The sequence below is a fragment of the Pantoea sp. DY-5 genome, assembly GCF_019795955.1.
GTDB lineage: Bacteria > Pseudomonadota > Gammaproteobacteria > Enterobacterales > Enterobacteriaceae > Pantoea > Pantoea leporis.
Window position 1 is genome coordinate 159,096 of record NZ_JAIMIE010000001.1, and the last position, 18,626, is coordinate 177,721.

The window sequence follows — 18,626 nt, forward strand, 5'->3', positions numbered from 1 at the left end:
AACATGTCACGCGAACTGATTTACAACGGATTTTTGCATCTCACACCGAATCATCACAGCCACGGTTACTGGCGCACGCCGGAAGGTCAGGTGCAGTACAACTACAACCAGCTTGATGCCTATGTGCAGACGGTGAAAACGCTGGAGAAAGGGTTGTTTGATACCTTGTTCATCGCCGATGTGGTGGGCGTGTATGACATCGAATATGGCGACGGTAAAACCACCATGCGCGCCGGCACCCAGTTCCCCGAGCCCGATCCAATCACCATTCTTTCGGCGCTGGGTTTAGCCACTGAAAATCTCGGTCTGGTGGTGACCAGCAACGTGATTCAGACCCATCCGTTCTCGTTTGCGCGCCAAATCTCCTCGCTGGATGAATTTACCCGCGGTCGCATCGGCTGGAATATCGTCACTTCGTATCTCTCCAACGGTTTCCGCAACTACGGCTATCAGGACATTGTGCCGCACGACGAGCGCTATGAATGGGCGCAGGAGTATCTCGATGTGGCGTATAAGCTGTGGGAACTGTCGTGGGAAGAGGGCGCAGTGCTGCACGATCCCGCCACCAACCGCTTTTTCGATGCCGACAAGATCCACAAAATCAACCACGTCGGTAAGCGCTATCGGGTGGAAGGGCCGCACATTGTTGAGCCGTCGCCGCAGCGCAGCCCGGTGTTCTTCCAGGCCGGCAATTCCGACGCCGGACGCCGCTTTGCCGCGCGCAACGCCGAAGTGACGTTCCTGCCATCGCAAACGCCAGACACCGCGCGCAAAGATATCGCCATCCTCAATCAGGATGTGGTGGATTTTGGTCGCCAGCCGGAGGATTTGAAGAAACTGGTGATGCTTTCCACCGTGATTGGATCGACAGAGGAAGAGGCGAAGCGTAAGCAAAAATATCTGTTCGACAACATTGATATCAATGCATTGCAGGGCTTTTACAGTGGCGGTTCGGGCATCGACCTGGCGAATATCGATCCCGATACGCCGCTGACCGAACTGAGTCGCCGCGAGGAGTTCAGCCAGCATATGCGCTCGAAATTCCGTATCGCGGTCGATGCTGATTATGGGCAAGGCCGCGTGCTGACGTGGCGCGAATACCTGATCCAGCACGCGCTGCTGCCGGGCCGCTTCGCCGGTACGCCAGAGCAGATCGCCGACCGGGTGCAGCAGTTTGCCGATGCCGGCGTTGATGGTTTTAATGTGGTGCCGGTCACCACGCTGGGCTGGTGGGATGAGTGGGTCGAACACGTGGTGCCGGTGCTGCAAAAACGCGGCCTGGCGCAAACGGCGTATAAGGCAGGCACGCTGCGCGAGAAGATTTTCGGCAAGGAGAGCAAGCTGCCGGCGTCGCATCCGCAACGGACGTTGACGCTAGGTGAGTAACACGATTACCAGGGCACCATTTATAGCGTAATGCTTGGCAGTTAACCCAGCGGCGAGTGCGCAGGCCGGGGCCACTTTTGGGCCGGCGATCCTCGCGCCGCTTACGCGGTACCTTCACTTTGCTCGTCTGCCTTACGGACCGGCGAGGACGGGACGTCCTTGTCCCGGCTCCGCCTTTCGCCCGCGTCCTGCGGGCTCTCCTGGCTTCCTCGCTTCGTTCAGCGCTGCGGAATGCCTCCCCAAAACTGGCCCCGGCCTGCTTTGATGCTTTCGTGCGTGTTGTTGAAAAGGGCACATTTGCAGAAGGCACCGCTTTAGCGGCGCGAGGACGGCCCATGACGTAGCAGATGTGCCAGAGCCCGCACCGGAATTAAAGCAAAAGGCTTTTTAAGCACACAAGCATTACAACATTCAGGGCGACTTCTGATTAATGAATTTTCCTCATAGGCGCAATGCCATTTCAGACCATTATCTTCACAATTCCTTCCGCTAACATGTATGGATTCGATCTCTCTGGAATTCAACATGGATCACGCCTCAACGCGTCCGCCATCCTTTACCGTCAAGTCGAGCGGTTTGCCGTTTATTCTCATTCTGAGTGCGTTGATGGCGATCACCTCGTTATCCACGGATATCTATCTGCCCGCCATGCCGATCATGGCGCGCGAGCTGCACGGCGATGCAGAACTCACCATCACCGGTTTTCTTATCGGCTTCTGTATTGCCCAGCTGATTTGGGGGCCGCTAAGCGACCACTTTGGCCGCAAAGCGCCGCTGTTTGTTGGGCTGACGCTGTTTGTGATTGGCTCAGCGGGTTGTGCGCTCTCCACTGACATTACCCACATCGTGTTCTGGCGCGTGTTCCAGGCGCTGGGCGCTTGTACCGGACCGATGCTGGCGCGCGCCATGATTCGCGATCTGTTTGCTCGCACGCGTGCCGCGCAGGTGCTCTCGACGCTGATTGTGGTTATGGCGATTGCGCCGATTGCCGGGCCGCTATTAGGCGGACAGATGATCCGCGTGACATCCTGGCATGCCATCTTCTGGCTGCTGGCGGCCATAGGCGGCGTGATGCTGATTCTGATCTGCTGGTTGCCGGAAACGTTGCCGCCGGAAAAACGGGTGAAAGCCTCGCTGCCGGGCGCGTTTCGCAACTATTTCGCGCTGCTTAAAAATCGCCATTTCATGCGTTTTACCCTGTGCGTCGCGTCGTATTACGTTGCGGCGTATGCCTTTATTACCGGCTCGCCTTTTGTCTACATCACTTACTTCGGCATTGATGCGCAGCATTATGGCTGGCTGTTTGCGGTCAACGTGGTCGGTTTGATGGCGGTGAGCATGGTGAACCGACGTTTAGTGCATCGTTATCCGCTTGAGTCGCTGCTGAAGTTTGCGGTGCTAACCGCCACCGTGGCGGCGCTGATCCTCGCGCTCTGCACCAAACTACAGCTTGGCGGCATCGTAATGATCATTCTCTCGGTGTTCGTGTTCTTCTCGATGAACGGCATCATCGCGGCCACTTCAACGGCGGCGGCGATGGATGCGGTGCCGAATATGGCGGGTTCCGCTTCAGCGCTGATTGGCTCGCTGCAATACGGTAGCGGCATCATCTCGTCGCTATTGCTGGCGCTGTTAAGCGACGGCACGCCGTGGACCATGGGCTGGATTATCGTGCTGTTTACTGTGGTGAGCGCGGTGATGGCGATTACCGCCGCCAAGGCTATGTCGCAAGCTTAAATGTTCTGGTCGAAAAACGGATCGAGTTGGCTCATCGCTTCATCGACATAACGCGGCACCCAGTAGGTCTACTGGCATGGCGCCAGCGCCAACAGTGCGATGACGCACCTCGCGGTGACTGGCGTGGTGGATGGCAAAAGCGTAACCTGGATGGAGAAAGTCACTGATGAACACTATCGCGCCGATTAAGCCACTCACAGTCGGCATCGTCATGATGTTCGCCGGAAACCTGGCGACCTATGCTGCAACCCAACAAGGAGTGACACCTGCAATGAATCAGTCAACAAATCCGTCCGATACGCTCTCGTCACGTCAACAAGCCATTCCGCTGATGGCGGCGTTTATGGCAACCAGCAACATGGAAAAACTGGATGGCGCACTTAATCAGGGACTGAACGCCGGATTAACGGTAAACGAAGCCAAAGAAATTCTGGTGCAGCTGTATGCCTACACCGGTTTCCCGCGCAGTCTCAACGCGCTGAGCGCGCTGATGAAAGTCACGGAAGCGCGCAAGCAGCGCGGCATCAAGGATGAAGTGGGCAAAGAGCCGCTGCAGCCGGTGCCGGTGGGCGATGCGCTGCGTCAGCTGGGCACCGATAACCAAACCAAAATTTCCGGCGCGCCGGTGCAAGGGCCACTTTTCGACTTCGCGCCGGTGATCAATCAGTTCCTGCAAAGTCACCTGTTTGGCGATATTTTTGCCCGTGACAACCTTGACTGGCAAAGCCGCGAACTGGCGACAGTGGGCGCATTGGCCGCCACGCCGGGCGTGGAGGCGCAGCTGCTGTCACATACGCGCGTCAGCTTGCGCGTAGGCATCACGCGCGGCCAGTTGCAGCAGCTGGCGGAACTGTTGCGTGCCAACGGGGAAGCGCAGGCGGCGGATCGCGCGGAAGCAGCGCTGCAGGCAACGTTTCAGCCTGCATCGTAGCGGGCCCGGCCAGCTCCGGAGCTTCATTGCGAGTTTTGAAAAGGGCTCATCTGCTATAGGCCCGTGACGCAGCAGATGTGTCAGGGCCCGCACAAATAACGCACCAACGGCCTCGATATGCCTCTGCTGGGCTTTGGTGTGTTTCAGATGACCGATGCCGCCGAGTGCGAGCGCGCGATAACCGACGCCATTGAAACCGGCTATCGTCTGATCGATACCGCCGCCTCCTACCAAAACGAAACTCAGGTCGGCAATGCCCTCAAGCAGAGTGGCATCGCGCGCGATGAGCTGTTCGTCACTACCAAATTGTGGCTGCAGGACACCAACTATCAAGGTGCCAAGGCGCAGTTTGAGCGCTCACTCAATCGCCTGCAGATGGATTATGTCGATCTCTATCTGATTCACCAGCCATACGGCGATGTGCACGGCGCGTGGCGGGCGATGGAAGAGTTGCAGCAGGCAGGCAAGATCAAAGCGATTGGCATCAGCAACTTCCAGCCGGATCGCCTCGCGGATCTCATCGCGTTCAACAAGATTGTTCCGGCGGTCAATCAGGTGGAAGTCAATCCGTTCAACCAACAGCTGCACGCGGTGCCGTGGATGAAGAGCCGCAACATTCAGCCTGAAGCCTGGGCGCCGTTTGCGGAAGGCAGAAACGGTTTATTCCAGCATCCGCTGCTGACGAAGATTGGCGAAAAATACGGCAAGAGCGTGGGTCAGGTGGTTCTGCGCTGGATCTTCCAACGCGGCATCGTGTCGCTGGCGAAATCGGTGCGCAAAGATCGCATGGCAGAAAACATCAACGTGCTGGACTTTGAACTCGGCGAGGCAGAAATGCAGCAAATTACCGCGCTGGATAGCGCGACCAGCGCCTTCTTCTCGCACCGCGATCCCGCGATGGTGGAGTGGCTGACAGGCCGTAAACTCGACGTGTAATCATCACCGACGCAACCTGAGGAACAGAGAGATGCAAAAACGTTATCTGGGAAATTCCGCACTGGAAGTTTCAGCGCTTGGCCTCGGCTGCATGGGGCTAAGTCATGGCTACGGTCCGGCAACGGATACTCAGCAGGCCATCAAGCTTATCCGGGCGGCCGTTGAGCGCGGCGTAACATTTTTCGATACCGCCGAAGTCTATGGGCCGTACCTGAATGAAGAAGTGGTTGGCGAAGCATTACAGCCGTATCGCGACGAGGTGGTTATCGCCACCAAATTTGGCTTCACCTTTGGCGCTGATAATAAGCAGCAGATCCTCAATAGCCGACCGGAGCATATTCGTGAAGCCGTTGAAGGTTCACTGCGTCGCCTGAAAACCGACGTGATTGATCTGCTGTATCAGCATCGTGTTGATCCCGACGTGCCGATTGAGGATGTGGCTGGCACGGTAAAAGATCTGATTAGTGAAGGCAAAGTTAAACACTTTGGTCTGTCAGAAGCGGGCGCGAATACCATTCGTCGCGCCCATGCGGTGCTGCCGGTCACCGCGCTGCAAAGTGAATATTCTATGTGGTGGCGCGAGCCGGAACAGGAAATCTTGCCGCTGTTAAAAGAGCTGGGCATCGGTTTTGTGCCTTTCAGCCCGTTAGGCAAAGGCTTCTTAACCGGCGCGATTAAATCGGGAGCGACCTTCGGTGAAGATGATTTCCGTAGCAAAGTGCCACGCTTTGCCGCCGAGGCGCTGGCAGCTAACGAAAAACTGGTGACGCTGGTGGCACAGCTGGCGGCGGAAAAAGGCGTGACCTCCGCCCAGATCGCGCTCGCCTGGCTGCTGGCGCAGGAGCCGTGGATTGTACCGATTCCGGGCACCACCAAACTGCATCGTCTGGAGGAGAACCTTGGCGCGGCGGAAATTGCGCTTTCCGCGGCAGAGTTGCAAAAGCTCAATCAGGCGCTGGAGACCATCAAAGTGATGGGTGAACGTTATCCTGCGGCGCTGCAGGCGCGGGTCGGCGGTTAAGCCAGGCTAACGCTTGCGGCGCGATGTTCAGCTGTCGCAAGCGTTGCATGTCGAAGCATTTTCGATTGCATCGACATTTTTTTGTATTTGACGTTTTTTTCTCAGTGGGTATGCTCAGCCACGTCAGGATCCCCCGGCCAGGGTTGGTTGAGACGATTACAGAGAGCCCATGAAAAACAGTAATGACAAACAGTTATGCGACATCGCGATTGGTGATGCGGTGATGGAATTATTTAACCAGGATGCGCCGGTTTCGCGTACCACGCTGCTCGCGCAATTAGAGAAGATGATACATGCGGGTGTGACGGCGGAAGAGGTGCGGATCGCCAGACTGGCTTTAAGTGTGGTGAAAAGCAGCATCGATAACGCTGAGCAATCTGAAAAGAACGTGATGAGCTTTAGGGCGAAAAACGTCGCGGCGGATGACTCAACGCAGCACTGATAGCTGCATGCCGGACAAAGTTGTCCGGCATAACGGCGCGGCGTTACCAGCGGTACTTATTCGAATCTTCCCACTCTTTAACTTCTTTCTCCGCACGGTCTTTTTCATAACCGTAACGTTCCTGGATTTTGCCGACCAGCTGATCGCGTTTTCCTTCAACCACGGTCATGTCATCATCGGTCAGGTCGCCCCATTTTTCCTTCACTTTCCCTTTGAACTGCTTCCAGTTGCCGCTAATACGATCTTCGTTCATGTTGATCTCCCTATTTCGTGGTGACTGTGTGCTGCCCTTCGCTGGCCTGATGCCAGCGGGTGAATTAATCCTGGCACAGGATTTGCGCTTTGCTTGCCTGAGCTGTGAGCTGACTCATAAATTTGCGAATGTGTGAGCCAGCGTGGAGAAAAAAGCCGTTAATAGCAAAAAGTGATTCTCTAACTCTTTGCTCTATAAGGCATTATGTTTGCCCGTCTATACAGACAATGCCGGGTTGCGATATAGTAACCGCCGATAAGACATTTCCGTCAACTTTTGGAAACCTGCATTACCCAATGCCATCCGCCATGAGCAAAACGCCAACCACTGACACGAAAAACAGAGAGCGTGGCCGCCCAAGAGAGTTCGATATCGAACAGGCTCTGGACAAAGCCATGATTGTTTTTCGTCAAAAGGGTTTTCATGCCGCGTCACTGAACGATTTGGGCGAGGCGATGGGGCTGACGGCGGGCAGCATTTATAAGGCTTTCAAAGATAAGCGCAGCCTGTTTCTGCTGGTGTTTGAACGCTACCTTTCGGTGCGCAATGCCGATCTGCGCCAGCGTCTGGCACAGTTCACCAGCGGCCGCGAGAAGCTCGGCGAGCTGCTGCAATTTTACCTCGATTCCGCGCGGGCGGTGGAAGGTCGTACCGGCTGTTTAGTGGTGGGCAGCGCGGTGGAGCTGCAGGTGCTGGATGACGATCTTTCGCAGCTGGTGAGTGAAGCGGTCATCCGCAATAAAAACTTCCTCGCCTCGCTGCTCAAAATGGGCCAGGAAGATGGCTCGGTCACGCCCAATCTGGATGTGGACACCGCCGCGGGATTGATCCTCTGCATCGCCTTTGGCATGCGCGTTGTGGGCAAGATCACCGATGTAAAAGATGAACCAGAGACCATCAAGTTAGTTATGAAGCTGCTGGACTAAAATTTGTCTAATTAGGAGTCGGATACTTCCTAAATAAGCGAAGCGTAAAGACGGAGGGCAAGTGAAAGACGAAGATTCAGATATTACGGAAGAGATTCGCGCATTGGTGGGCAGGGTAGTGACACGTATCCTGCGTCCTGATGAAGCGCTTACCGTTCAGGAACTCATAGGCGCGTTGTATCGCCTAAGTTTGCGCTCCACCGACAGCAAAACCAAAGTCGCCTGCGAGAAAGCCATTCGTATCCTGGCGAAAAAACTGCACTAATAGGGTCGCGCGTGCCGCGCCTTGTTGTTCTCCTCTGCTGAAGTCTGGCAATCCCTCGCCAAACACCTGTCTGATTAAAGCGGGCGATGCGCGGTCTCTTTCGCCTTCCACAGCGCAAACAGCGTGATCAGCAACGCCAGGCTGACATACAGCGATACCCACAGCGTGCTGCCCATCTCTTTATACAAGGTCGTGATGATCAGGGGCGCAAAGCCACCGCCAATGATTCCTGCCAGCGTGTAAGCCAGTGACGATCCGGCGTAGCGCACGTGGCTGGGGAACTGCTCGGTGACAAACGCCGCCTGCGGTCCGTACATCACCGCATGAATCAGCAAGCCGCCAATGACCGCCAGCACAATCAGCACCGGCTGTGAGCTATCCAGCAGCACAAAGAACACAAACGACCAAACGATTGCCAGCAGCGCACCGGCAATGTAGACCGGACGACGGCCGAGCTTGTCGGAGAGCGCACCAAACATCGGCACCGTAATCGCATTGCCAATTGCGCCGAGCATAGTGGCCATTAACGCCAGCGGACGCGGCAGTTGCAGCACGGTGGTGACGTAGGTGAGGGTGAACACCACCACCAACGCATACAACACGTCGGAGCCGATACGTGAACCGCCAGCGATCAGTAGCTCACGCGGATAGCGAACAAACACCTCTTTCAGTGGCGTATGCGTGGTTTTCTCCGCCTGCTGCATCGCGACAAAGGTTGGCGTCTCTTCTACGCCGCGACGCAGCCATAAGCCAAACATCACCAGCAGCAGACTCAGCAGGAACGGAATGCGCCATCCCCACTCCTGAAACTGCTCGCCGCTCAACGCAACCGTTACCAGCGTGATAAATCCGGTACCAATCAAGGTACCGCACGAGGGACCCACCTGCGCAAACGAGGCGTTACGGCCACGCTTGTCGGCATCGCCATGCTCCATCGACAGCAACACCGCTCCGGCCCATTCGCCGCCTAATGCAATGCCCTGAATAAAGCGCAAGGCCACCAACAGCACTGGACTCCAGATGCCCCACGCCGCATAGCCCGGCAGCAGGCCCATCAGCGCGGTGGTGACGCCCATAATCACCAGGGTGGTGATCAATACTGCTTTACGCCCGGCGACATCGCCGAGATGACCAAAGATAAAGCCGCCCACCGGACGGGAAATGTAGCCGACCGCATAGGTGGAGAACGCCAGAATGGTACCGACCAGCGGATCGAAGCTGGGGAAAAAGACGTGGTTAAACACCAGCGCCGCCATGATGTTGTAGACCGTGAAGTCATACCACTCCAGCGCGGTGCCGATGGAGCTGGCCGCCGCGAGGCGACCGGTTTTGCTGTGGCTGGCGCGCGCGCCTGACGCGTGCGGCAACGTTGAATCGGTATTAGCCATGAGCCATCTCCTGTTGGGTTAACTGCCAGCTGAGGGAGTAGAGCTGTACGTCCGCGTTGAGTGCCTGCGCGGCATCGGCGGCGAGGGTTTTACACACCTGGGCGTCGCGGCAGGTCAGCAGCAGCATCGGATGCATTGGTCGCGTTGCGCTGGTTTCCCGTGGCAGCGGCGAGCTCAGCGTGGTGTCAGGCGTCAGCAAACGTGAGGCGATATAGCCGGGCGTTTGCTGCACGCTGCTTTGCCAGCTGCCCAGCGATGCAACATCTGTACCCGCTTTTAAGGTCAGCACCGCCAGATGGCTACCGGTGCCTTGTCCATGCTGATGCGATATGGCGCAGACGCGGCGCATCGGATTGACCATTTTGCTGAGGTTCTTCACCGACCATTCGGTCTGGCGCGTGAAGGCGGCGTGATAATCGGCGCTGGTAAAGGCTTCCAGCGATACGGTTTCATACAGGCCGAGGTATTTGCGTTCGGCATCCACCGCCTGATAACGCGTGCCGCTAAGAAAGCCGCTGATGGCCACGCGCTCTTCAACGTGTTCGTGGTCGTACCATTGGTTGAAATCCGCTTCATCTGCAGCATCGATATTGGTGGCGACAAACAGCATGCCGTGGGGTTGAGTCATGATCAGCTACTCCGTTTCAGGGTGGTTTCAATCGCGGCAGCCCAGCTGAGTAATGCAGCATCGTTGCCATGGGGGGAAGAGAGCATCAGGCCAACCGGCGCAGCGCCGGGCTGATGACAAGGCAGAGAAATCGAACAGCCATCCAGCATGTTGATCACGCTGGTGTTGCGCAGCATCAGCAGGTTGACCTGCATGTAGCGCGCGGGATCGTCGAGCTCAGTCAGCGTCGGCGCGATCAACGGCACCGTCGGCATCAGGATGCCGTCGAAGGGCGCAACCGCCTGCTCGACGCGTTGTTTCCAGTCGGCGCGCAGTTGGTAAAGTTCGGCGGCATCCTCTTCGTTCAGTAAGCTGCCGCGATTAATGCGCGTCAGAACCTGCGGATCGTAGGCTTCTGGCTGGGATTGGGCGTAATGCTGATGCCATTGCCAGGCTTCCCACGCGGTAATGCCTCCACGTGCGTTAATGGAGTCCAGTTCTGCCAGCTCTGGCAGCGGCAGCTCGGTGATTTTCACGCCCTGCGCGCACAGCACATCAAGCGCATGCAGCCAGGCGGCGCTGACGTGTTCGTCAAGGCCAGCCAGCACGCGCGTCTGCGGGATAACGAAATGCGCGTCCGATAGAGTGCGTTCATCCAGCGTGAGCGGTCGATCGGCAATCACGCTATCGAGCAACCAGCAGCTGCGCACGTCGTGAGCGATCACACCGATGCTGTCGAGCGATGCCGCCAGCGGCAGCGTTCCGCGTTGATCGATGCGGCTGGCGCTCGGTTTGAAGCCGGTTAAGCCGCACAGCGCCGCCGGAATGCGCACCGAACCGCCGGTATCGGTGCCAACCGCCGCCAGACACATGCCGTCGCTCACCGCCACCGCTGCACCGGAAGAGGAACCGCCCGGAATGCGCTGCTGCGCGCGCTGCCACGGATTGGCGGGTGTGCCGTAATGCGGATTGACGCCGAGGCCGGTGAAGGCGAACTCGCTCATATTGGTTTTGCCAACGATGGCGGCACCGGCCAGCTGCAGCCGATCCACCATGCTGGCGTTCGCCGTGGCTGGGCTGGTGTTGCTGAGCAAGCGGGAACCGGCGGTAGTGACTTCTCCGGCGACATCAAACAGATCTTTGATGCTGATGGGCAGACCATCAATCGCGCTGCGTGGCTGTTGCTGCTGCCAGCGCGCACCGGCTTGCGCGGCCTGCTGCTGCGCATCCGCAGCATAAACGTTGGTGAACACGCGTTTGCCTTCACCGCCTTCCGACGCGATCGCACGCAGCGCATCCTGCGTCAGGGTTTCAGGGCTGATTTGCCCGGCGAGCAGCTGCTGGCTCGCTTGCCATAACGTTGTCATAGGGAACCTCAGGCGATAACCGGCAGCGAGCCAGTGATGTAGGTGTGTTCCAGCGTGCGGTTGAGCACCGGATCGTGCAGCGCCATGCGGAACTCACTGGCAGGACGAATCCCGCCGATGGCGCTGAGCGTGCCGCACGACATGGCGAAACCTTCCTCAACCTGGCCTGTAGCAAAGTAGCGGCTTAACAGATCGAGCGGCGTCAGCAGCGAGGAGAGGGCGCCTTGCTGATAAGTTACCCAGTCACCGTTGACGTTGATCCATGCACGAAGCTCGAGCTGATCCCAGTGCGCTTTAACGTCCGCCATGCGCCACGCGTGACCGGCCACCGGTTTGATGCACGCCTGTTTCGATAGCGCCACGCTGAAAGTTTCCAGATGGCGATCGGTATGATCGGAAATCAGCGACACCCAATATTCGCCGCGATGGAAAAACACAAAGGGTTCAGCTTCACCGGACGTCTGATCGCCGACCACTTCCAGCTGCGTTTCCTGACTTAATTGATTGGTGGCGACGCGGTAAAACAGCGGCACTGCACCAGGAGCGGGCACGCCCAGCGCTTCCAGCTCCCTGATATGGTGCAGCACCGCTTCCTGATCGCGTCCTACCCAGCCCGCGATAACAAGTTGATTAACCTCAACATCCAGTACTGCCGCATCGGCGTAATCTGTCGTAAACCGTAATTGCATGGGATCGATCTCCAGGTGAGAAATGCGTGTGAAATTTCACTGTGATTTCAATCTAGCCATTTTCATGCCAGGTTTTTGTGTAATATGTCTCAGTTACCTAATAAGGATTTGTGTGATGAGTAATGTGATGGCTGAAAATGTGAGCTCGCCGACGACCCCGAAAAGCATTTCGCTTAACGAGCGCGCCTATCTGGCGTTCAAGCACCGGCTGATCACGCTGCGCTACAAACCGGGCGACTATCTCAATATCGCGCAGGTGATGGATGATCTTGAGATGGGCAGAACGCCGGTGAATCAGGCGGTGCATCGACTGGAGACGGAAGGGCTGTTGCAGATTATCCCGCGCAAGGGCGTGATGGTGGCGCCGCTGTCAATTGATGATGCGCTGGAGTTAATTGAGGTGCGTCTGGTGAATGAGGCGCTTTGCTTGCGGCTGGCTTCGCAGCGGGTCAATGCGGCGCAGATCATCTATCTGCGGGAGATGAATCAGCGCATTGCCAATGCCAGCGCCTCACGCGATCGCGAACAGATGATGCTGCTTGACCGCGAATTTCATCAGGTACTGGCGGACATCGCCGCCAACGGTCGGCTGGCCGATATTCTCAGCATTATCCACGCGCAGGCGCAGCGCTTCTGGGCCACCACGCTTTCCAGCGCTGCGCACATGAACGAAGTGATCGCCGAACACGAAGCGATCATTGCGGCGCTGGAGCAGGGAAATGCCGAGCAGGCGGAAGAGGCGGCGCGGGTGCATATCTATTCGTTTAAACAGGCGCTGCTGAATAATTAATACTCGGCTTCTTCACCCGGCAGCGGAATAGAGAGTTCCATGCCCTCAACCCCGGCGTAGAAAATAATCAGCTCGGCACGCTGATCCGTGGTGAAACCACGATGGGCAATGTCGATGGATTCATTAAAGGCTTCGCCAGCGTTAAACGTTTTAGTCTCGCCGTTGGCTTTGTCTTCGATAGTCAGCGATCCCGATAAAATATACGCGGTATTCGGCATCGGATGCGTATGCCACGGCAGCTCGGAATGTGCAGGAATGGTCATCTTCATCACCGTGATCTCGGGCTTACCGGCTGGATAGTGTTCAATATGCTGGCCATTCCAGGCTTGCCCGCTTTGCAGTAGCGTTTCTGCACTGTTTTCATGTTCGTTATCGGCGCTCATCTCATTCCCCTGAATCGTCATTAACAATCTCTCCCGCACAGGATAGTGCAAATCAGCAAGGCTGCGCGTGCAATCACTGTCAGCCTAAGCCGCATCGGTGATGCTCGGATCACTTGTAAAAGAATTGTGATCGGGCACCAGGAACCGCTTAAAGTAATCGATTACTTTGTTTCTCTCAGTGGAATGTAATCGATTTCTTTTGGCGCGAGGTCAGCATGTTTTCGGCAACGACAGGTTCTAAGATCGCGGTGAGGCAGCAGCGTCTGCTGATTCCCCGCTTGTCATTGATGATGTTCATGCAGTTTTTCATTTGGGGAAGCTGGTCCGTAACGCTCGGGCTGGTGATGACGCAGCACAACATGTCATTGCTGATTGGTGATGCTTTCTCAGCAGGGCCGATCGCCTCAATACTGTCGCCCTTTGTGCTGGGCATGTTGGTTGACCGCTTCTTCCCTTCACAGAAAGTCATGGCGGTGATGAACCTGGCGGGCGCGGTGATTTTATGGTTTGTCCCGGGCGCGCTGGTGGCCGAAAACGGCGCGCTGCTGATTGGCTTGCTGTTTGGCTATACGCTGTGTTTTATGCCGACGCTGGCGCTCTCTAACAACATTGCCTTTCACAGCCTGGCCAGCAGTGACAAAAGTTTTCCGGTGGTGCGGGTGTTCGGCACCATTGGCTGGATTGTGGCGGGCATCTTTATTGGTGTTACCGGCATCGCCTCCAGTACCGCGATTTTCACCCTGGCCGCGATCTGCTCGGTGGCATTGGCGATTTACAGTCTCACGCTGCCGCATACGCCTGCACCGGCGAAAGGCATGCCGCTAAAAGTGCGCGATCTGTTCTGTGCGGATGCCTTTGCGCTGCTGAAAATCCGTCACTTCTTCGTCTTTGCTCTCTGCGCCACCTTGATCTCCATCCCGCTCGGCACCTATTACGCCTACACCGCGTCCTGGCTGGCGGATGCGGGCGTGAGTAACGTCAGTACCGCGATGTCATTTGGTCAGATGTCGGAAATCTTCTTTATGCTGGTGATCCCGCTGCTGTTTCGCCGCCTTGGCGTCAAATACATGTTGCTGGTCGGCATGGTGGCGTGGTTTGTGCGCTACGCGCTGTTTGCCATGGGCATGAACGATGAAAGCCGCGCACTGATCTACATGGGCATTCTGCTGCACGGTGTCTGTTACGACTTCTTTTTTGTGGTGGGCTTTATTTACACCGACCGCATCGCCGGCGAGAAAGTGAAAGGGCAGGCGCAGAGCATGGTGGTGATGTTCACCTACGGTATTGGCATGCTGCTGGGCTCGCAGATCTCGGGCGCGCTGTATAACCGCCTGATTGCCGGACAGGGCACGGCGCAAAACTGGGCAACATTCTGGTGGATCCCCGCAATTGCCGCAGCGGTGATCGCCGTTCTTTTCCTCTTCACCTTTAAATACCGGGATGAAGCGGTTTGATTGACGGGAGATGTAAGTGAAAACGTTAAAAGGACCGGGAATTTTTCTCGCGCAGTTTATTGGGCAACAGCAACCGTTTAATTCGCTGGCAGGGTTGGCGCAATGGGCCTCTGCGCTCGGTTATAAGGCGCTACAGATGCCTTGTAATCACCCGCTAATTTTTGATCTGCCGCGCGCCGCAACCAGTCAAACCTATTGCGATGAAGTGACGGGTTTGCTGGCCAACTACGGCTTGCAGATCAGTGAATTATCGACGCACCTGGAGGGCCAGCTGATTGCCGTCCATCCGGCGCACGATCGCGCCTTCGACGGCTTTGCACCCGCCGCCTTGCACGGCGACAAAGAAAAGCGCACCGCGTGGGCGATTCAGGCGGTGAAGCTGGCAGCGGCCGCGTCAGCCAACCTTGGATTGCAGGCCCACGCGACGTTCTCCGGTTCGCTGGCCTGGCCATATCTCTATCCGTGGCCGCCACACAATCCTCAGCTATTGAGTGAAGCTTTCTCAGAGCTGGCGCGGCGCTGGCTGCCGGTGCTGGACGAGTTTGACCGCTACGGCATTGATGTCTGCTACGAGATCCATCCCGGTGAAGATCTTCACGATGGCGTGACGTTTGAACGCTTCCTGGCGTTGGTGAACAATCACCCGCGCTGCAACATCTTGTTCGATCCCAGCCACTTGCATTTGCAGCATATCGATTATCTGCAGTTCATCGATATCTACCATCAGCGCATTAAGGCGTTTCACGTTAAAGATGCCGAATATCTGCCGAACGGACGCAGCGGCGTGTATGGCGGTTATCAGCGCTGGATAGATCGTGCTGGTCGCTTCCGCTCACCCGGTGACGGACAGATCGATTTCCCGGCCATTTTCAGCAAGCTGGCGCAATACGATTATGCTGGTTGGGCGGTGCTGGAGTGGGAGTGTTGCCTGAAAGAGGCGGAAACCGGCGCGCGCGAGGGCGCCGACTTCATCCGTCGCCACATCATTCCGGTGGCCGAGCGGGCATTTGATGACTTTGCCGCACAACCGCAGCAGGCGGCCAGCATCCGCGCCCAGTTAGGGTTAAATGCGGCAAAGTCGCATGATTAAGGCGGGCGCGAAATTATGCTAGCCTCCGTAGTATCTGAGTAAGCAAGAGTTGCAAGCATGTCCATCCAAAAAATCGCCCGCTTAGCGGGCGTTTCTGTGGCAACAGTTTCACGGGTACTGAATAACAGCGATACGGTAAAAGCGCTGAATCGTGAGAAAGTCCTGCACGCTATTAAAGCGAGTAATTACCAGCCAAATTTATTAGCGCGTCAGTTGCGAACTGCACGTAGCTCAATGATTCTCGTGATGGTGTCGGATATCTCCAATCCCTTTTGTGCCGAGTTGGTAAAAGGCATTGAGGAGCAGGCGGAGAAAAACAGTTATCGCATTCTGTTGTGCAATTCTGGCTCAGACATCGAGCGCTCCCGCTCCAGTTTGCAATTGCTGGCCGGGAAAATGGTGGATGGCATTATCACCATGGATGCGTTCAGTAAGTTGCCAGAACTGGCGCAGCTGATTGGCGAAACGCCGTGGGTGCAATGCGCGGAATACGCCGATGCCGGTGATGTCTCCTGCGTGGGCATTGATGATGTGCAGGCATCAAAGCACGTCGTGGCGTTTCTGGCGGGCAGGGGACGACAGCGTATTGCCTTAATCAACCACGATCTCAGCTATAAATATGCGCAGCTGCGGCAGGCGGGTTATCAGCAGCAACTTATCCATGAAGCACGCAGCTGGCAGGCCATCACGTACGCCACCGAGCTGAGTTTTAATGCCGGTAAACAGGCGATGGAAGCCTTGCTGAGAGCGCCCGAGCGTCCAGATGCCGTGTTTGCCGTGTCGGATACCTTAGCGGCGGGCGCGCTGTCAGCCATTCATGCCGCCGGGCTGCGCGTGCCGCAGGATATAGCGGTGACGGGGTTTGATGGATCCGACCTCGCCGAAATGGTCACGCCGCCGCTGAGCACGCTGGCGCAGCCGTCGCGCGATATGGGGCGCAAGGCGTTTACCTTGCTGCTGAATAAGATCGATCAACCTGATTCGCCGGCTCAACGCATTATGATGGACTGGCACTTTGTGGTGCGCGCCAGTACTTAATCGGCGTTTACGAAGGCTGCGAAGTATATGGTCTGATGTTGTAAAGGTGCCGTTCAGAGCTTCAGGTCCGTATTTTTCAACCAAACAGGCGCTGGCGATTTTGCGTCAGCGCGTGCGCCACATCAGGCAGCATCGGGAAAGAACTCTGACCACCATATTTCTGGATTGAGCAGGAACTGATTTCAGCCGCGAAAGGAATCGCTTCTTCCAAATCGATGTTGTTCACCAGGCAATAGGCGATGCCGCCAATAAAGGAATCCCCTGCGCCGGTGGTATCCACCACATCCGGACAGAACACGGCGGGATAATGTCTGGCACCGGCATCACCGGATAACACCGCGCCTTTCTCGCCCAGCGTAATAATCACCCGGCCATTCACCTTCTGCTGTAGCGCTGCCGCACAGGTCATCGCTTCCTTAACCGACGTGACAGCGGTATTGCTCATAAAGCTGGCTTCGGTCTCATTCACCACCAGTAAATCGACCTGACTCAGCGCCTGCGGAGAGATTTCGCGTGCTGGCGCGTTGTTCAGCAAAATCTTGCATTCATGGCGGCGTGCCACGCTGATGGCACGTTCAACCACACGATCGGGAATTTCCGACTGCAGGATTAACAGTGGCCGATCACTGAATAACCCATCGTGAATATCAGATTCGGTTATCAGGTAGTTTGCGCCCTTAATAATGGTGCTGCAGTAATCGCCGGATTCCAGAATCTGCACGATGCCAATGCCGGAGGTTTTTCCGCGCTGGCTAATGTTATCCACCGATACGCCATTTTCGTTCAGTGATTTTATTAGCTCAGAACCATAAATATCATTGCCCACGCAGCCCACCATATTGACGTTCAGTCCCAGCTTGGCGCACTGAACCGCCTGGTTTGCCCCTTTACCGCCCGGCATCAACATTAATTCGTTGCCGGTAAACGTCTCCCCAATTTCCGGCAGGCGATCCTGCTGGACAAGAATGTCGTAGTTAAGACTGCCAATAACAACAATATTATGTTTCATCATTTCGGCCCTTAATTGGCGGTGCGCTTGGACGCAACCGCATTTCTGGTGTTGTGTAAACTGGTCTGACTTTTTTCGCTGGTCTTGCTGGCTATAAGGGTAAAGATGGCATCCAGAATATTCAGATGCACAATGCGCGTGGTGGCGTTCTCTCCGGTAATTGGATTGTTTTTAACCGACGAGATAATCGAGTGCCGGGCAATTAAACTCAGTGGGCTGTTGGGATAATTGGTCAGGCAGATGGTTTCTGCGCCGTTCTCATTCGCCGCTTTTACCATCTGAATAATGTCCGTGGTTTGGCCGGAGTGAGAAATCGCCAGCAGGATATCGCCGGGTTGCATCAATGAGGCGGTCATCAGCTGCTTGTGGCTGTCACTAAACACCGACGAGAAGATGCCGATCTTCAGCAGCTTATGATTGAAGTCATCACAGATAGAACCTGAGCCACCGCACCCGGCAATAACTATGCGTGCGCTTTCTGGTTTATTAATAAACAGATACGCCACTGCTTTTATCACGGCACTATTAATCACGCTCAGGGAATCCTGCAGTGCCAGCACCGAATTTAAAAAGGTGCTTTCAATCACCTGCTCGACATATTTTTCTGAATCGGGGATTACCGGAATATCGATGATATCTTCCTGCGTGCTGACTTGCCGGGCAATATTGATTTTCAGATCGTGAAAACCGGTAAAACCGAGTTTCTTCGATACTTTAGTAATGCTCGAGACGCTAACATTCAGATAATTCGCAATATCAGTGATGCACATTTTAGATAAAGACTGCGGATTGTCGTCAATAAAACGTGCAATTGAACGTTCCTTTTTTCCCAGCTCAGGCGCAAGGGTGCGAGCCAGCAGAAATATCTCATTGCCTTTAAGTCGATTATGCATTTTGCGCGCTCATTAAAAACG

General features: G+C 55.9%; 20 protein-coding genes and 1 pseudogene. 13 read left to right on the forward strand and 8 right to left on the reverse strand.

The features are described 5' to 3' along the window. Positions 1-3: 3 nt before the first annotated feature. The 7 genes and pseudogenes from K5Y30_RS00745 (at position 4) to K5Y30_RS00775 (ending at position 6,453) form a co-directional block, all read left to right on the forward strand. Positions 4-1,386: an NtaA/DmoA family FMN-dependent monooxygenase gene (locus K5Y30_RS00745; RefSeq protein WP_222210280.1), complete on the forward strand. Its 1,383-nt coding sequence runs from the start codon at positions 4-6 to the stop codon at positions 1,384-1,386. Positions 1,387-1,911: 525 nt separating this feature from the next. After that, the gene (locus K5Y30_RS00750) at positions 1,912-3,123 is read left to right on the forward strand and encodes a multidrug effflux MFS transporter (RefSeq protein ID WP_222210281.1); all 1,212 of its coding nucleotides are present in this window, start codon (positions 1,912-1,914) and stop codon (positions 3,121-3,123) included. Positions 3,124-3,192: 69 nt separating this feature from the next. Continuing rightward, positions 3,193-3,312 (forward strand): annotated as a pseudogene (locus tag K5Y30_RS00755) (cupin domain-containing protein); the annotation flags it as partial. Then, entirely contained in the window at positions 3,290-4,054 is a 765-nt protein-coding gene (locus K5Y30_RS00760; RefSeq protein WP_222210282.1) for a carboxymuconolactone decarboxylase family protein, read from the forward strand. The pseudogene K5Y30_RS00755 and the gene K5Y30_RS00760, both read left to right, overlap by 23 nt. 117 nt (positions 4,055-4,171) lie before the next feature. Beyond that, positions 4,172-4,990: an aldo/keto reductase gene (locus tag K5Y30_RS00765; protein WP_222182658.1), complete on the forward strand. Its 819-nt coding sequence runs from the start codon at positions 4,172-4,174 to the stop codon at positions 4,988-4,990. Positions 4,991-5,021: 31 nt separating this feature from the next. Continuing rightward, positions 5,022-6,011, forward strand: a complete 990-nt coding sequence (locus tag K5Y30_RS00770) for an aldo/keto reductase (protein WP_222182656.1) — start codon at positions 5,022-5,024, stop codon at positions 6,009-6,011. Between the two features lie 169 nt (positions 6,012-6,180). Next, positions 6,181-6,453, forward strand: a complete 273-nt coding sequence (locus tag K5Y30_RS00775) for a hypothetical protein (RefSeq protein WP_222182655.1) — start codon at positions 6,181-6,183, stop codon at positions 6,451-6,453. Positions 6,454-6,496: 43 nt separating this feature from the next. Here the strand turns inward: K5Y30_RS00775 and K5Y30_RS00780 are convergent, their stop codons facing one another. Beyond that, positions 6,497-6,706: a CsbD family protein gene (locus tag K5Y30_RS00780; RefSeq protein ID WP_007892931.1), complete on the reverse strand. Its 210-nt coding sequence runs from the start codon at positions 6,704-6,706 to the stop codon at positions 6,497-6,499. 308 nt (positions 6,707-7,014) lie between these two features. Here K5Y30_RS00780 and K5Y30_RS00785 point away from each other — a divergent pair, with 308 nt between their 5' ends. Together K5Y30_RS00785 and K5Y30_RS00790 are read left to right on the forward strand one after the other, a co-directional pair. Further along, positions 7,015-7,632, forward strand: a complete 618-nt coding sequence (locus K5Y30_RS00785; protein WP_370634167.1) for a TetR/AcrR family transcriptional regulator — start codon at positions 7,015-7,017, stop codon at positions 7,630-7,632. A 61-nt stretch (positions 7,633-7,693) separates the two neighbouring features. Then, positions 7,694-7,897 carry a hypothetical protein gene (locus tag K5Y30_RS00790; RefSeq protein WP_101764092.1) on the forward strand — a complete coding sequence of 68 codons (204 nt, stop codon included), beginning with the start codon at positions 7,694-7,696 and terminating at the stop codon, positions 7,895-7,897. Positions 7,898-7,971: 74 nt separating this feature from the next. Here the strand turns inward: K5Y30_RS00790 and K5Y30_RS00795 are convergent, their stop codons facing one another. The 4 genes from K5Y30_RS00795 to K5Y30_RS00810 are packed head-to-tail and all read right to left on the reverse strand — an operon-like array spanning position 7,972 to position 11,948. Beyond that, complete coding sequence (locus K5Y30_RS00795) at positions 7,972-9,285, reverse strand: MFS transporter (protein ID WP_222210283.1); 1,314 nt, start codon at positions 9,283-9,285, stop codon at positions 7,972-7,974. Beyond that, complete coding sequence (locus K5Y30_RS00800; RefSeq protein WP_222182649.1) at positions 9,278-9,913, reverse strand: DUF4286 family protein; 636 nt, start codon at positions 9,911-9,913, stop codon at positions 9,278-9,280. The genes K5Y30_RS00795 and K5Y30_RS00800 overlap by 8 nt, the downstream gene beginning before the upstream one ends. A 2-nt stretch (positions 9,914-9,915) precedes the next feature. Beyond that, positions 9,916-11,259: an amidase gene (locus tag K5Y30_RS00805; RefSeq protein WP_222210284.1), complete on the reverse strand. Its 1,344-nt coding sequence runs from the start codon at positions 11,257-11,259 to the stop codon at positions 9,916-9,918. An 8-nt stretch (positions 11,260-11,267) separates the two neighbouring features. Next, entirely contained in the window at positions 11,268-11,948 is a 681-nt protein-coding gene (locus tag K5Y30_RS00810; RefSeq protein ID WP_222182645.1) for a DUF2848 domain-containing protein, read from the reverse strand. A gap of 115 nt (positions 11,949-12,063) precedes the next feature. Between K5Y30_RS00810 and K5Y30_RS00815 the strand changes: the two genes are divergently transcribed. Next, positions 12,064-12,738 carry a GntR family transcriptional regulator gene (locus K5Y30_RS00815; RefSeq protein WP_222210285.1) on the forward strand — a complete coding sequence of 225 codons (675 nt, stop codon included), beginning with the start codon at positions 12,064-12,066 and terminating at the stop codon, positions 12,736-12,738. On the opposite strand, the gene K5Y30_RS00820 is transcribed toward K5Y30_RS00815, so the two are convergent. Then, entirely contained in the window at positions 12,735-13,121 is a 387-nt protein-coding gene (locus K5Y30_RS00820) for a cupin domain-containing protein (protein WP_222210888.1), read from the reverse strand. The two genes, K5Y30_RS00815 and K5Y30_RS00820, sit on opposite strands and share 4 nt — an antisense overlap. 215 nt (positions 13,122-13,336) lie before the next feature. On the opposite strand from K5Y30_RS00820, the gene K5Y30_RS00825 reads away from it, so the two are divergent. From K5Y30_RS00825 to K5Y30_RS00835, 3 genes are read left to right on the forward strand one after another with little or no spacing between them, the layout of a single operon-like run. Beyond that, complete coding sequence (locus K5Y30_RS00825) at positions 13,337-14,575, forward strand: MFS transporter (RefSeq protein WP_222210286.1); 1,239 nt, start codon at positions 13,337-13,339, stop codon at positions 14,573-14,575. A gap of 16 nt (positions 14,576-14,591) precedes the next feature. Further along, the gene (locus K5Y30_RS00830) at positions 14,592-15,665 is read left to right on the forward strand and encodes a sugar phosphate isomerase/epimerase (protein WP_222210287.1); all 1,074 of its coding nucleotides are present in this window, start codon (positions 14,592-14,594) and stop codon (positions 15,663-15,665) included. A 57-nt stretch (positions 15,666-15,722) separates the two neighbouring features. Further along, positions 15,723-16,703, forward strand: a complete 981-nt coding sequence (locus tag K5Y30_RS00835) for a LacI family DNA-binding transcriptional regulator (RefSeq protein WP_222182639.1) — start codon at positions 15,723-15,725, stop codon at positions 16,701-16,703. A 76-nt stretch (positions 16,704-16,779) separates the two neighbouring features. Here K5Y30_RS00835 and K5Y30_RS00840 read toward each other — a convergent pair whose 3' ends face one another. Together K5Y30_RS00840 and K5Y30_RS00845 are read right to left on the reverse strand one after the other, a co-directional pair. Then, positions 16,780-17,712, reverse strand: coding sequence for a ribokinase (locus K5Y30_RS00840; RefSeq protein WP_222210890.1), 933 nt, complete (start codon positions 17,710-17,712; stop codon positions 16,780-16,782). Between the two features lie 11 nt (positions 17,713-17,723). Continuing rightward, the gene (locus K5Y30_RS00845) at positions 17,724-18,605 is read right to left on the reverse strand and encodes an SIS domain-containing protein (protein ID WP_137385979.1); all 882 of its coding nucleotides are present in this window, start codon (positions 18,603-18,605) and stop codon (positions 17,724-17,726) included. Between the last annotated feature and the right edge of the window lie 21 nt (positions 18,606-18,626).